Origin of the sequence: Halalkalibacter alkalisediminis (assembly GCF_028610705.1) — a bacterium.
In the GTDB taxonomy this organism is placed as follows: Bacteria; Bacillota; Bacilli; order Bacillales; family Bacillaceae_D; genus Halalkalibacter; species Halalkalibacter alkalisediminis.
This window is the reverse complement of the sequence record NZ_JAQQWT010000028.1, coordinates 15863-29074: the sequence shown is the minus strand read 5'-3', so window position 1 is coordinate 29074 and position 13212 is coordinate 15863. Positions and strand designations below refer to the sequence as shown.

At 42.0% G+C, this 13212-nt stretch carries 13 protein-coding genes and 2 pseudogenes; 2 read left to right on the top strand and 13 right to left on the bottom strand.

All coding sequences use genetic code 11. The annotated features are described in order from the left end of the window. The 9 genes from PQ474_RS21240 to PQ474_RS21200 all read right to left on the bottom strand — a co-directional run bounded on the left by PQ474_RS21240 (nucleotide 1) and on the right by PQ474_RS21200 (nucleotide 7809). Nucleotides 1-1128 (bottom strand): DegT/DnrJ/EryC1/StrS family aminotransferase, encoded by a 1128-nt coding sequence (locus tag PQ474_RS21240; RefSeq protein WP_273847592.1) that lies wholly within the window; start codon nucleotides 1126-1128, stop codon nucleotides 1-3. Beyond that, nucleotides 1125-2162, bottom strand: a complete 1038-nt coding sequence (locus PQ474_RS21235; RefSeq protein WP_273847590.1) for a Gfo/Idh/MocA family protein — start codon at nucleotides 2160-2162, stop codon at nucleotides 1125-1127. Before PQ474_RS21235 ends, PQ474_RS21240 begins: the two co-directional genes overlap by 4 nt. Nucleotides 2163-2183: 21 nt before the next feature. Further along, on the bottom strand, nucleotides 2184-2813 hold the full coding sequence (locus tag PQ474_RS21230) for a phosphoribosylanthranilate isomerase (RefSeq protein ID WP_273847588.1): 630 nt from the start codon (nucleotides 2811-2813) through the stop codon (nucleotides 2184-2186). Nucleotides 2814-2826: 13 nt separating this feature from the next. After that, entirely contained in the window at nucleotides 2827-3639 is an 813-nt protein-coding gene (gene trpA, locus PQ474_RS21225) for a tryptophan synthase subunit alpha (RefSeq protein WP_273847586.1), read from the bottom strand. After that, entirely contained in the window at nucleotides 3636-4886 is a 1251-nt protein-coding gene (gene trpB / locus PQ474_RS21220) for a tryptophan synthase subunit beta (RefSeq protein ID WP_273847621.1), read from the bottom strand. The genes trpA and trpB overlap by 4 nt, the downstream gene beginning before the upstream one ends. Next, a complete protein-coding gene (trpC, locus tag PQ474_RS21215) occupies nucleotides 4849-5655 on the bottom strand; it encodes an indole-3-glycerol phosphate synthase TrpC (protein ID WP_273847584.1) in 807 nt (268 codons plus the stop codon). Before trpC ends, trpB begins: the two co-directional genes overlap by 38 nt. After that, nucleotides 5639-6682: an anthranilate phosphoribosyltransferase gene (trpD, locus tag PQ474_RS21210; protein ID WP_273847582.1), complete on the bottom strand. Its 1044-nt coding sequence runs from the start codon at nucleotides 6680-6682 to the stop codon at nucleotides 5639-5641. The genes trpC and trpD overlap by 17 nt, the downstream gene beginning before the upstream one ends. 476 nt (nucleotides 6683-7158) lie before the next feature. Then, nucleotides 7159-7626 (bottom strand): 2-thiouracil desulfurase family protein, encoded by a 468-nt coding sequence (locus PQ474_RS21205; RefSeq protein WP_273847579.1) that lies wholly within the window; start codon nucleotides 7624-7626, stop codon nucleotides 7159-7161. A 72-nt stretch (nucleotides 7627-7698) separates the two neighbouring features. Beyond that, nucleotides 7699-7809, bottom strand: a complete 111-nt coding sequence (locus tag PQ474_RS21200; protein WP_390187867.1) for a Fur-regulated basic protein FbpA — start codon at nucleotides 7807-7809, stop codon at nucleotides 7699-7701. A gap of 2 nt (nucleotides 7810-7811) precedes the next feature. Between PQ474_RS21200 and PQ474_RS21195 the strand changes: the two are divergent. Then, a pseudogene (locus PQ474_RS21195) lies at nucleotides 7812-7988 on the top strand (recombinase family protein); the annotation flags it as partial. Nucleotides 7989-8298: 310 nt separating this feature from the next. Then, nucleotides 8299-9440, top strand: a pseudogene (locus PQ474_RS21190) (IS110 family RNA-guided transposase). Between the two features lie 609 nt (nucleotides 9441-10049). Here the strand turns inward: PQ474_RS21190 and PQ474_RS21185 are convergent. From PQ474_RS21185 to PQ474_RS21170, 4 genes are all read right to left on the bottom strand, one after another. After that, nucleotides 10050-10685 carry a 4'-phosphopantetheinyl transferase family protein gene (locus tag PQ474_RS21185; RefSeq protein ID WP_273847577.1) on the bottom strand — a complete coding sequence of 212 codons (636 nt, stop codon included), beginning with the start codon at nucleotides 10683-10685 and terminating at the stop codon, nucleotides 10050-10052. Between the two features lie 76 nt (nucleotides 10686-10761). Beyond that, nucleotides 10762-11964 (bottom strand): FAD-dependent oxidoreductase, encoded by a 1203-nt coding sequence (locus PQ474_RS21180; RefSeq protein ID WP_273847575.1) that lies wholly within the window; start codon nucleotides 11962-11964, stop codon nucleotides 10762-10764. Beyond that, a complete protein-coding gene (locus PQ474_RS21175) occupies nucleotides 11961-12434 on the bottom strand; it encodes a 3-hydroxyacyl-ACP dehydratase FabZ family protein (protein ID WP_273847572.1) in 474 nt (157 codons plus the stop codon). The genes PQ474_RS21180 and PQ474_RS21175 overlap by 4 nt, the downstream gene beginning before the upstream one ends. Nucleotides 12435-12447: 13 nt before the next feature. Beyond that, the gene (locus PQ474_RS21170) at nucleotides 12448-13209 is read right to left on the bottom strand and encodes an enoyl-CoA hydratase/isomerase family protein (protein WP_273847570.1); all 762 of its coding nucleotides are present in this window, start codon (nucleotides 13207-13209) and stop codon (nucleotides 12448-12450) included. Nucleotides 13210-13212 lie beyond the last annotated feature (3 nt).

Genomic DNA, 13212 nt, shown 5'->3' with positions numbered 1-13212 from the left:
CTATCCCCTCCTATTATAAAAAGTATGGATCGCATCACTGACCTTCTGTACATCGGCTTCAGTTAAGTCCGGATACAACGGCAAGGCGATGGAACGCGAGCAGGCAGATTCGGCGTTTGGCATGCTGCCTTCTTTATACCCAAGGTGCAAAAAGCATGGCTGTGCGTGAAGCGGAATCGGATAGTAGGTTTCTGTACCGATTCCTTGTTCTTTTAAGTAAGCTTCTAATTTGTCACGCTGCTCTGCTTCAATTAAATACACATAGTAGACGGGGTTTGCTGTATCTTCCCGCTTTTGAATAACCGGTGTCTGTACTTCGGGCAGGTCAGCAAGAAGCGTGTCATAGAGACGTGCTAAATAGGCGCGTTTGGCAATCTCGTTCTGTAAGTATTTCAAACGGACAAGAAGCATGGCCGCTTGAATATCATCCATCCGGCTGTTATAACCGACGTCATGATGAATATAAGACACTCCCTCGTCTTGGCCATGTATGCGTAAGCGCCGGGCATGTCTGGCGATTTCATCGTCGTTTGTTAGAATCATGCCTGCATCACCGATTGCTCCAAGCGTCTTCGTCGGGAAAAAGGAGAGCACCCCAGCATGTCCTACTAAGCCGGCATGAACTCCATCACAAAACATCGAAATCGCTTCAGCACTGTCCTCTAGCAGAAGAAGCTTGTGCTTTTCTACTATTTTTCGAATCGCTTGCATGTCAGCCATCTGTGTAAAAAGGTGAACCGGCATTATCGCTTTAGTCCGATCACTAATTTTGCTTTCGAGCTCATCTGTCTTCAAACCATACGTAATCGGATCAATATCACAAAACACCGGAACAGCACCGACATGAGCAACACTCGATGCCGAAGCAAAAAACGTAAAGCTTGGCACAATGACTTCATCGCCCGGCCCAATGCCTACTGCCTTTAGCATGATCATTAACGCTTCGGTCGCATTCCCAATGGCGATCGCATGCTTCGCACCAGTGAAAACTTCGAGTTCCTTCTCTAACTCCCTGACAACAGGGCCGTTTGTAAACAGTCCTTGGTCGATTATCTCGTCCAATTTTCCCAAAAGGAGGGGACTTTGCCTCTTAAAAGACTCTGCATTACTGAAAAATGGAACACTCATACGATCACCTCATGTTCAATATCTTCTTCATCCAGTATCAATCCGCTCTTTGACTTAGCCTCACAGATAGCGGTTACCACTCGAGCGTTAAATTCTAAATCGCTGACCGGCTTTTTTATTAAACCATCAAAATATTTATAATATTCAGTAAAAGCGTTCGATAACGGATCATCATACATGACTTGCTGGCTGAGAAAGCGGCCGCAAGTGGTATAAATATTTAGCCACGAGTAGCTGTCATCTTGGCTGCAAGGATAATAACCAAACACCTGGTGTTCTTTAAAATAAAGCTTGATGCAGCGTTGTCGAACAGGGGTCTCCAAATTTGAAATCAAGTCCGACGTGACACCACTTTTATGTAATAACGTAATACGCGCCTTCCCCATGTGAGGAAAAATCCGATTGCCGATCAGCATATGAGCCGTCTCGCCTGTCAGAACGTTAACATCTGATCCCCCTAAACAAAGAGCAAGGGCAACTAGATGGGGAATTTCCACATCGAAGGCATTTCCATGATTAGGATTGGCGAGTGTCCTCGATAATCTTGCCTTATTTTGCTCTGCTGTAATGTGAAGAAGTGGACCATATTCCTTCTTTTTGATAATTTCAATTAACTTCGTTGTCAGTGAACTCGCTAACCAATTGGCGACAACGATCAGATCGATGCCAAATTGATGTTGAATTTCGTGAATCGTTTTCAATTCCGCTCTCGTTGTAGCCAACGGCTTTTCGATTAAACATTTCGTAAAACCGAGTTCTGCCACTTGTTTTAGCGTTTCAGTATGTAAATCGGGCGGCGTACAAATATGGACAACGGTTGACGCTGGATCAAATCCAGTTACTTCACTAAGAGTTGAAAAAAAGAATAAATTCTCATTTTTTATGTCAGACGGAGAAAGATACGGGTCCACGACTCCTACGCGCTGATCGAAAAGATTAGCATCGATGTTATCAGCATATGCTTTTTCGAGACAACGTAAATGAAGATCACGTCCTGCTCTGCCAAATCCGACAATTAAGGATTGCTGCATCATGACTACCTCTTTCTTTGATATTTAAGACTGAGCAAAAAAGCTTACGTTTCGAACACGTTGTACAAATTCGATCATTTTTCTTGGATCTTTAAAGCCGTCAGTTTCAATTCCACTGCTCACATCAACGGCATACGGGCGAGTTTTGAAAATTGCTTCCTTTACATTATCTGCACGTAGTCCGCCAGCAAGAATAATCGGACTCATTCCTTGGGCTTTAGCAACGTGTTCCCATGGAAACGTATGACCCGTTCCACCAGATGCCCCCTCTACATAAGCATCAAGGAGGAAGCCTCTAACCACTTGCTTGTAAGCAGCCGCCTGATCTAAATCACTTGCTTTTCGAACCTTAATTGTTTTCACGACCGGCCTTTTGATCTGACGGCAATATTCAGGAGTTTCAGACCCATGTAACTGAAGCAAGTCCAATTGGCAGTACTCGGCGATTTCATTGATCCGATCAAGTGTTTCGTCAACAAACACTCCCACTGTCGATACATACGGTGGCAGCGACTCGATGATCTCCTTCGCTTGTTCTGGTGTAACCTTGCGTTTGCTAGCTGCAAACACACATCCAATGGAATCAGCTCCGGCTTCCACTGCTGCCATTGCCGAATACTTGTCTGTTAATCCGCAAAACTTAATTCGTACCATGTTAAATCCTCCATTACGACTGGCTTACGACCGTACGAGTCGCTTCTTTCATCGTGTTGATATAAGCTCTGACCTTTTCTTCAACCTCGTCTGGGTCTGCTTCCTTTATGACGTTAATCAATGCGCTACCTACGATGACACCATCTACATATGGAATGATATCACTAACATGTTGAAAACGAGAAATACCAAAGCCGACACAAAGCGGCAGATCTGTTACCGTACGTACTTGTTTTAAAAAGGCCGGAAGCTGTTCTGGAAGGCTATCCCTTTCACCCGTTACCCCTGTCACTGATATGCAATAAAGAAAGCCTGTACTTTTTTGTACAACAGAAGCAAGACGTGTTTCACTCGTAGTTGGAGCGAGAAAGAAGATCAAATCAAGGCCGAATGGACGAAACACCTCGGCCCATGGATCAGCCATCGTTGATGGAAGGTCAGGAATGATCAGCCCATCAACACCTGCTTTTGCCGTATCCTGAGCCAGACTCTCTAGTCCGTAGGCAAGAAACGAATTGCAATAACCCATTAGAACAATGGGCGTTTCTAAACCTGAAGCCCGTAAACGAGCGACCATTTCAATGCAGCTTCCGAGATTCGTTCCATTTGCTAGTGCCTGTGCCCCTGCTTCTTGAATTGTCGGTCCGTCAGCAAGCGGATCCGCATAAGGGACACCAAGTTCCAAAAGATCGGCACCAGATTCGCAGATCGTCCGAATGAGGCGCTCCGATGATTCAGCTGTAGGGTACCCAACCGGTATATATGGAATAAGAGCACCTTCTTTTTTCTTTCTTAGACGAGCAAACGTTTCTTGAATGCGGCTCATACCATAGATCCCTCCGTTTCTTTCAAGTGCTCCAACGCGCTGATTGCCTGAGACAAGTCTTTGTCACCACGGCCTGACAAATTCACGACCATAATTTCATCTTCCCTCATTGTCTTGGCTACTTTTAAAGCATGTGCCACGGCATGAGACGACTCAAGTGCCGGCAGAATACCTTCTGCTTGGCAAAGATATTCAAATGCGTTCAACGCCTCGCCATCGTTAATATGTGTGTATTCAACACGCCCGCTGTCTTTTAAGTAACTGTGCTCGGGGCCAGCTCCTGGATAGTCAAGGCCTGGAGCAATCGAATAGGTCTCTATAATCTGACCGTCTTCATCTTGTAACATATACGTATGTACGCCTTGCACAATCCCGAGCGTACCTTTAATAAGCGGTGCTGCATGTGCATCTGTGTCAATTCCTTTCCCTGCTGCTTGCACACCGATCAGCTTCACCTCTTTGTCATCCAAAAAAGCTTGAAACATCCCGATTGCATTACTACCGCCGCCTACACAAGCGATGACGTAGTCTGGAAGACGTCCTTCCGCTTCAACAATTTGCTTTCTCGTCTCCTCGCCGATCACCGCTTGAAAATCACGTACAATCGTCGGAAAAGGATGAGGACCTACAGCCGACCCAAGCAAATAATGCGTATCACCAACATTGGTAATCCAGTCACGGATCGCTTCGCTAATAGCGTCCTTCAACGTCTTTTGACCAATATTTACAAGACGTAAATCCGCCCCTAACAGCTTCATACGCTGAACATTTGGTGCTTGACGCTTCGCATCAACGGCACCCATATAAACGACGCACTCAAGCCCTAACAAACTGGCAGCCGTAGCGACCGCCACCCCATGCTGACCGGCGCCCGTTTCCGCAACAATTCGTTTTTTGCCCATCCGTTTTGCAAGCAGCGCCTGCCCGAGTGCATTGTTGATCTTATGAGCTCCCGTATGCGTCAAATCCTCTCGTTTTAAATAAATCTTAGCTCCACCTGTCTCTCTACTGATCCGCTTTAGGGGGGTCAGTGGAGTAGGACGTCCGACAAACTCATGTAAAAGTTTGGATAATTCCCCTTTGAACTGTACATCATGCTTTACCTTGTTATACTCACATTCTAACTCTTCTAAATTAGCAATCAGCGTTTCTGCGACGAAAGCTCCGCCAAATTGTCCAAAAAAACCATCCACCTTAGCCGCCTCCTCTCTATCGTTTATCCTCTGCCCGTAAAGTAAGACCAACAAACTCACGTACTCGGCTCCCAACATCTTTTGACTTAAGCAGTGCTTCACCGACGAGCATCGCATCAAACCCGATCGCTTCCGCTTTTTCAGCATCTGTGCGAGAATGGAGGCCGCTTTCGCTAACGGTAACGACTGAACCCGGCAGCACCGACCGGATTTCTTCTGAACGCTGCAAATCGACTTGAAACGTTTGTAAGTCACGATTGTTTACACCGATAATTTTCGCTCCTGCTTCAACTGCCAAAGACGCTTCTTCTGCACTAAAGCACTCGACAAGAGCTTCTATCCCTAGTTCATGAACCAAGGCAATCATCTCCGGCAATCGATACGGATCAATGGCACGGACAATGAACAACACCGCATCCGCTCCAACCGAACGAGCTTCATAAATCTGATAAGGGTCGATGATGAATTCTTTATACATCACCGGCAAGTGCACGTCTGGATCGTTCGCAACAGCCTCCACTACATGAGTACCTCCGCCGAAGAAGGATTCATCGGCTAATACAGAAATGGCGCGGGCCCCGTTCTCTGAATACACCTTCGCTAACATATGTGGATCAAAGTCGGCTCTGAATTCTCCTTTGGAAGGAGATTTACGCTTAATTTCAGCAATTAAGGAAATACCCGGTTGCTTCAATGCACGGTAAAAATTACGTGGTTTTCGAGCAGCTCTTAGTTTCGCTTGGACTTCCTCCAGTCCGCAGCGACTTTTTTTCGCCTCTACTTCCTGTGCTTTGTTTTTTAAAATGTCATCGAGCATGAACATGTTTATCGTTCACTCCTTTTATTTGTTCGGAACGGCGAACTAATTCAGTAAGCTTGTCTTTCGCTGCACCTGAATCAATCGCCTGTTCCGCTAACAAAAACCCTTCGCGTATATTTTCAGCAAGTCCAGCAAGGACTAAAGCTGCCCCTGCATTTACACAAGTCATTTCTCGGACAGCATTTTTTTTGCCATCAAACAAATCTAATAAAATCTTACGGTTCTTTTTGGCATCTCCCCCGCGAATCTCGTCATGAGTAACATAATCAAGCCCGAGAGAAGCTGGTTCTAGTAAGAAGAATTCAATCTTACCGTTACGAATTTCATAAACTTCTGTTGGAGCACTTAGTGATATCTCGTCCATTCCATCTAGACCACGGACAACAAATGAGTGCTTAGCCCCAAGCTCGAGCAAAATCTCTGCATAAAATCGGGCAAGTTGACTTTTAGCTACCCCTAGCACTTGGTGTCTTGGGCACATAGGATTGCCAAGCGGACCAAGCAAATTAAGGGCTGTTGGAATGCCCAGCTCTTTTCTAAGCGGTGCTAACGCCCGCAAAGATCGATGATAATTAGGGGTAAACAAAAACGCAAACCCGCTCTCTTTCACCCAATTTGTTGCCTCACCAGGCGACAGCTCTATATGTATTCCTGCTTCCTCCAGCAAATCTGCGCTTCCGCACAAACTGCTTGATGAACGATTTCCACACTTCGCTACTTTAGCTCCGGCTGCACTTGCCAAAAGAGCCGCTGCGGTCGATGTGTTGAACGATCCTATCATGTCACCACCAGTCCCGCACGTATCAACGGCACCCTCTACACGATCCATATGTACCATCTGCTCACGTAAAGCCTGAAGAAATCCGAGTACCTCTTCCTTCGACTCACCCTTTGCAGCCAAACTGCTGAGGAAGGCGCCAATCTGAGCTGGCGGTACGTTTTGGGCAAGCAGACTTCTCATACACTCGGCTGCTTCCTCGAGCGTAAGCGACTGGTTGTGAACGACTTTTTTAATCGCCTCTTTTATCAATTCATCCACTCCTTTACCATACGGATTGAAAGGACTTACACGATTTTTTCTAGAATCATAGAAATGGATCAAACAGCTTTAGATCTACCATAATTGGTTTAATTTGGATATCTGGTAACACTGTAGCATGCTATTATCATTTGTATTAGTACCACTTTTAAAAATTTTTATGGTACCACTTATTTCGTAAAGGGAATGATTATGCTTTTGCTGAGTCTATCCACCTATACGGGACAAAATGTAAATGGGGGTCTTGTATCAGAAGAAAAACTGGTATCAACATACATGTTTACTATTTTAAGATGTTATTTTTAGAAGGATACTCGCTAAGGAAATGAACGATGTTGGAGGAAAGTATCTTATCGATATTATTCTTTATTAACGTTGTTTCCATAGCGAAAACCATTCATAACTGTATTAGGAAGGTTCATGTTTAGGTCTTTTTTTCGGCTATTGGGTCTATTCTATTAGCTTTATTACAAGAACTTATCAGTTTTTTCAACAAATTGCACTTCTGAAATGACTTGTATCCCGTTTCTTCTCAGAAGAGCAGAAGTGACTCCATCCCCAGAAACCTTCGTCCCGCTAAATTGGCCATCATAAATCATCGAGCTTCCACAAGAGGGACTATTTTCTTTTAGAACAACAAGAGTTGCGTTCAGGTCTTTTGCTGTTTTGAATGCAGTATACGCCCCTTTTAGATAAAACTCTGTTACGTCATTTCCTGATTGATCGACCACTTTCGCCTTCCCATCCAACACATCATAGCCATCTCCGCCTGCTATTTCAGCAGTTTCTCTCGGGGTTGAAAACCCACCAAGCAATTCAGGACAGACCGTTACTGCTTTTTTCTCATCAACCAATTGACTGATCTTTTCATCTAAATAATGCGTACCGTTATACCTTACTTTTAAACCAGCTAAGCAGGAGCTTACTACGATCATGAATTACACCTCTATCATTTGTACCTATTTGAATATAGCTTCGTTGTTGTTGATATAGAATCCTTTTTATGCTTAGTTGTATGATGATTTGCTCTTTTTTTGGGATGCGTAAATTTGTTCAATATCTGTGAGGGTTAGTTCAAATAAATGTTTGTCTTCGCTTTTGTAGATTCCTAGACTAATGAAGAGATCGGCCGCAGCTCGAGGAATTACTGAAAGTATTGCGGAGTGGAGATAAAGTGGTCGTATATAAATTGGATCGTATTTCCCGTTCCACTAAACACTTGATAGAACTAAGCGAAGTGTTTAGTGATATGGATGTCCACTTTGTGTCCATTACCGATAATATTGATACGAATTCCTTCTTCTAACCTACTTTGTTACATGAATAAGAAACACACATGATTTAACACTCACACCCCGGCATGAAAATTTATTTTCCCCCGGGTTTTTCATTTTGTCCATTTACCTATAATGATTAATGCTATGGAGAGTAATCTTTACGAGCTCTTTTGTGGTGGTTATACCCTGTATAAGAAACTGTTTGGAATTTGCCTTGTGTACACCCCTATGTCGACTCTTCACCTTTTTGAAGATGATCACGTACAGAAAAATGCTGTTTGACCAAGCTTATTCCACTTTCCATAGACACTACTTTGGAGGTTATTTTACTTGGACATTTTGTTAACCCATTGTGCCGGTATGGATGTTCATCAAAAAGAAATTGTAGTTTGTGCCTTAACGGGTACGAATGATGAAATCGTTCAAAAAGAAATCAAAACTTTTTCCACGCTTACCAAAAGCCTATTTGAGTTATTGAAATGGTTAGAGGAAAAGAAAGTTACCCACATTGCAATGGAAAGTACCGGAATCTATTGGAAGCCGGTATACAATATCTTAGAAGGATACTTCGATATTACTGTGGCCAATGCCCAGCGTATTAAAAACGTTCCTGGGCGCAAAACTGATGTTTCCGATGCGGAATGGATTGCCAAGCTTCTCCGTCATGGATTGATTAAAAAAAGCTTTGTCCCCTCTCAGGATCTTCGCGAACTACGCGATTTAACACGATTACGAAAGAAATGGATTGGCAACTTAACTGCTGAAAAAAACAGAATCTCAAAGGTTCTTGAGTGTTCTAATATAAAGCTTGGATCAGTTATTTCCGATATTTTTGGTGTTTCAGGACGCAAACTTTTAAATCAATTAGTTGAGAAAGGTTTTCTTGATAAAAATGATGTCGATGCCAATATCCATCATTCTCTTCGCAAGAAGGCTCATACTATTTCTGAATCTCTTTTCGGAACATTGGATGAGCATCAAATGTTTATGATTAAAAGCTCTTGGAACCATATAGAGTTCTTGGAAAATTCCATTCAAGAACTTGAAGAAAGGATCGATACTCTGCTTCATTCCTATCAAGAAGAAAAGGAAATACTTTTATCTATCCCAGGAATAAAGGAACATACAACGGCTTGTATCATTGCAGAAATAGGTACAGATATGAGTCAATTCCCTTCTTCCAGACATTTAGCATCGTGGGCTGGAGTGTCTCCTGGAAATAACGAAAGTGCTGGTAAAAAAAAAGTTCCAAGAGCGTTCAGGGAAACCCACATATAAAAGCAGCTCTTTGTGAAGTAGCTTGGGCTATATCAAGGTCGAAGAATACTTCAATGTCCAACACTTTTTGGTCTCTTTCTGCAAGAAGAGGAAAGAAAAAAGCTTTACAGGCTATAGCACATAAAGTTTTAAGAATTATTTATACACTATTAATTAATAAGCACCATTTCGTTGAAACCCGTTTAGCAGGTTAAGTTTTTGTACTCAATACTCTCAAAGGTTGTGTTTTTAAAAAATAGGTAGCACACCCTCTATTTCTTATTGTCTTTTTTGGAAAAAACCCTAAAAACATTTTAAAAAAATCCTTCTACCTCTTATTTTAGAGGATACCCTAGATTTTATTTTCACAGAAAAAAAGCGACCTTCTTTATTGAAGAATCGCGCCCGATTGTTGAAGATCATTAATCCTGTCTTATTGAAGAAAAGCACCAGTTACTTTAAAGTGTAATCCTTCACAAGCATTCACGCGCTTGATTATTAATTTTTTTATTTTCGAAGAAATTTTATTCACCATGTGAAATCCTATAATTTAAAATTAGCGTTCCAACATTTTGAACAAAAAGGCTTGTTACCTCCTTTTTTAGCTAGTCGTAGTGAAAGTTCTTCTTTAATAAAGAATGAACATTTCTCATCAAAAGATTAACAATTCAGCTGTGTAAGTATGACCTTTCCCTGCCCCTAACTAAAAACCCAAAACTCATTTATAACGAGTTTGGGTTTGAATTAGTCTAAAAGCGCCGTGATTGAAACTCACCTAAATGCGCTAGATTAAATAAAGCTGCCTTTTCCCATGAGTGTTATCTTTATTCTATTTCTACACAAATTGATTGTGTAAAGTTTGGATGCTGGTCCGTCGTAAGAGCATAATTCTTTCCTTTAAACTCTACTAAATCTCCGAGTACTGAAAAACTTACGGTCCTTTCGCTTAAACCTTCACCAATTGCTTTGCCGAAAGCCTCTTTACGTGTCCAAACCCACAGCCAGCGCTCTACTCTTTTATGTTTTGTCCCCCTGGAAAGGTACGCAATTTCCTCGGGATGGAAAAACATCGGGTGAATGCTAGGAAGCGATCGCGAACACTCTACATCTACTCCAATCAGGCCGGAAGCTCGTATCCCAATTAAATAACGATCCATAGAGTGTGAGACATTAAAATGATAGGAATCTTCTTCATCTAGGTAAGGCTTACCATAGGATCCATAGGCAATACATATGCTTTGTGGTTCTCTGTGCAAAACGTTCGAAAGAAGAAAGCGGAGATAACCACGTATGAGCAAGAACACCTCTCTTTGCTGCTTCCTCTTTAATTTTATTGCCCGTTCGTGTTCAACAGTCGTTACATAAGAGAAAAGTTCTGACTTTCGTTTCTCCAATGAGGTAATCGTTCCTGTAACCACCATTGGCTGTTGAAGTTGTTTAACGAGGCTTGATTGATACATATTTCTTCTTCTTTGAAAATAAAGACAGGGTCATGAGTAGAAAACTAGCAGAAAGAAGAGCTTTTCTTTTCATTTGTCATACCTCCATTGTTTCATTTGCTACAACCCCATATTGTAGCTTTTTCATGACTTTGTTTTTAAAGGGTGCCTTATCAAGCAGCTTCATCTTTACCTTTCGGATGGTACATTGAAGGGGTGAAGAAGCGGATAGATTTTGCTCTTGGCGAGCTTGAAAATTAGAAACAAAGGATACTTGCTTTTTACGTTCTTCAATAAAACGGTGAAAGAGATTGGCAGGAAGAGCTTCTGAGTGTGTTTTTAATCCGTTAGTCACATAAGGGAGAAGTTCAAAGGCATCCTGCATGGCAATGTTCACCCCTTGTCCCAAAATAGGGGACAACGTATGTGCCGAATCTCCAATTAGGATTAAGCCATCGTTAGCCCAATCATCTACATGCGCAGTAAAGATTTTTAACAAAGTTGTATCATCCCATGATGTAATATGCTCCTCCATAGGTATACGAAGTTTAGGCTCAATTGCACATACTTTATCAATAAAGGTGGAGATACCTTTTTTCTTGGTTTCTCGATTTCCTCCTAAGGAGATGTACGTCCCAACTCGCAAAAAGTCTGGATAAGTGGGTAGGATAATAACATGATCATGCTTATGCACTTTAATAAGGTTCCCTTCCTCCCAATCCGCCGGTTTCGGAACTTTGAACCAAATTAAATCTCGACTAAATTCTTTCTTTTTCACTTGGAAATTCCCCAGCGTCTGTAATCGGCTATACCTCCCTTCAGCACCAATTACGAGCTTAGTCCTTACTTCTAGCTCATGCCCGCTTTCCTTGTACCGAACCCCTACAACCTTCCTATCTTCTTTAATTAAATCTGTGAAGGTTGCCCCTTCGATATATTGAAAATTTGGGTAGTCAAGTGCTTTTTCTTTTAATGCTTCTAACACCACAGGTTGTGGCATATCAATTCCATATTTTTGGGGGTGATCTAATTCATCAAAATTTACACTGAACAGTTTATCTTCTCGATCATACATTTTAATCTTTCTTACCTTTATAAAGCCATGCTCTTCCAACGCTGGAAAGACACCTAATTTCTTTAAAAGGTACACCGATCCTGGAGCAATTGTCTCCCCCCGGAAATCACGACTGAGGCTTTTGTTTTTTTCAAGAACCGTAACATTTACATTCTCTTTTGCAAGAAGTAAACCCATTAACATTCCCGCTGGTCCACCTCCGACAATTACAACCTCTTTGTTCATGATGATTCCTTCCCTTCTTCTGTGAGATAAAAGACCAATTCCCCTTTTGCTACTTTTTTTCGGCTGTCTACTCTTTTAATCGTCGCTTGTGTGGTGTAATAAGACCCCATTTTTTCTACCATTTTCACTTTTGCTTCCAGTTCAATTCCTGGTTCAGCGACGGAATAAAACGTAAAATCCTTTGTTTTCACAAGATACCCCATAAGAGGTTGTGTAGCATGTTGTTGGAGCATCGTTAAAAGAAGACTCGCTTGAGCCGCAAATTCAATAATTAGTACTCCAGGCATGACAGGTTGTTTAGGAAAATGACCTGCAAAAAACGGTTCATTATGAGATAAATATTTACTACACGTTAGCGTTTCCTCATCAAAGTCCAAAATACGATCTACAAATAAAAAGGGGGGCTGCTGAAGTAGCATATTTCTTGGACGAAGCTTAGTCACATCAATTTTTTCTATAACAGGTACCATAGTACTCTCTCCTTTAGACTAACTCCGATAACCGGCGTTTAATTTCTGTTTGCTGAAATAAGAGGACAAGCTCCTCTGCTTCTAGAGCGAGCTGAGTTTTAAGTTCTGATGCGGCGTGTCGTTTTAATAGTTTTTTGGTTGCCGCTATCGCAGGTAGATACCCTTCACTTACTTTGGTCAGATATGCATCTAAACGCTCTTGCAACTCTTTCTTATTTTCACATACTTCTTGAAGCAACCCTAGCTCAAGCCCCTCCTCAGCTGTATAAAGCTTTCCTTGGATAAGCATCTCAAAGGTATTTTCATAGCCAATAATACTCGGAAGTAAGTAACTAGCTCCTAAATCAGGAGAAATACCCATTTGATGAAAGTTTTCAAGAAATTTTGCACGTTTTAAGGCCATACGCCTGTCACAAGCTAGCATAATATTAAATCCTCCTCCGTAAGCATAACCGTTAAATAAAGCAACGGTTGCCTTCGGAGAAGTGAAAATTTCAAGTACGCACTTGTTTAAGATATGAAGCACTTCCCTCAGTCTAGCCTTCCCATTTTCACCTACACATGTTATTAAATCCTCTGGACGTGGTCCACTGCTAAAATAAGCTCTATGCTTGCTTCCAAATACAATAGAATGAATACCCTGATCCTCGTTCCCCTTCCGAATAGCTTCAAGTAATACAGTTCCAAGAGATGCGTCGATTCCATTTTTCTTTTCAGGATAATCAAGTGTCACATAGAGTACATTGTTTTTAGTCTCTGTTTGCACATAGCTCATCGG

What these genes read in the sequence shown, in the direction of transcription:
- PQ474_RS21170 (WP_273847570.1), bottom strand. Translation starts at nt 13,209, where the DNA reads ATGAGCTATGTGCAAACAGAGACTAAAAACAATGTACTCTATGTGACA.
- PQ474_RS21175 (WP_273847572.1), bottom strand. Translation starts at nt 12,434, where the DNA reads ATGGTACCTGTTATAGAAAAAATTGATGTGACTAAGCTTCGTCCAAGA.
- PQ474_RS21180 (WP_273847575.1), bottom strand. Translation starts at nt 11,964, where the DNA reads ATGAACAAAGAGGTTGTAATTGTCGGAGGTGGACCAGCGGGAATGTTA.
- PQ474_RS21235 (WP_273847590.1), bottom strand. Translation starts at nt 2,162, where the DNA reads ATGATGCAGCAATCCTTAATTGTCGGATTTGGCAGAGCAGGACGTGAT.
- trpA (WP_273847586.1), bottom strand. Translation starts at nt 3,639, where the DNA reads ATGAGCCGCATTCAAGAAACGTTTGCTCGTCTAAGAAAGAAAAAAGAA.
- trpC (WP_273847584.1), bottom strand. Translation starts at nt 5,655, where the DNA reads ATGTTCATGCTCGATGACATTTTAAAAAACAAAGCACAGGAAGTAGAG.
- PQ474_RS21240 (WP_273847592.1), bottom strand. Translation starts at nt 1,128, where the DNA reads ATGAGTGTTCCATTTTTCAGTAATGCAGAGTCTTTTAAGAGGCAAAGT.
- PQ474_RS21205 (WP_273847579.1), bottom strand. Translation starts at nt 7,626, where the DNA reads ATGATCGTAGTAAGCTCCTGCTTAGCTGGTTTAAAAGTAAGGTATAAC.
- PQ474_RS21230 (WP_273847588.1), bottom strand. Translation starts at nt 2,813, where the DNA reads ATGGTACGAATTAAGTTTTGCGGATTAACAGACAAGTATTCGGCAATG.
- PQ474_RS21185 (WP_273847577.1), bottom strand. Translation starts at nt 10,685, where the DNA reads ATGTATCAATCAAGCCTCGTTAAACAACTTCAACAGCCAATGGTGGTT.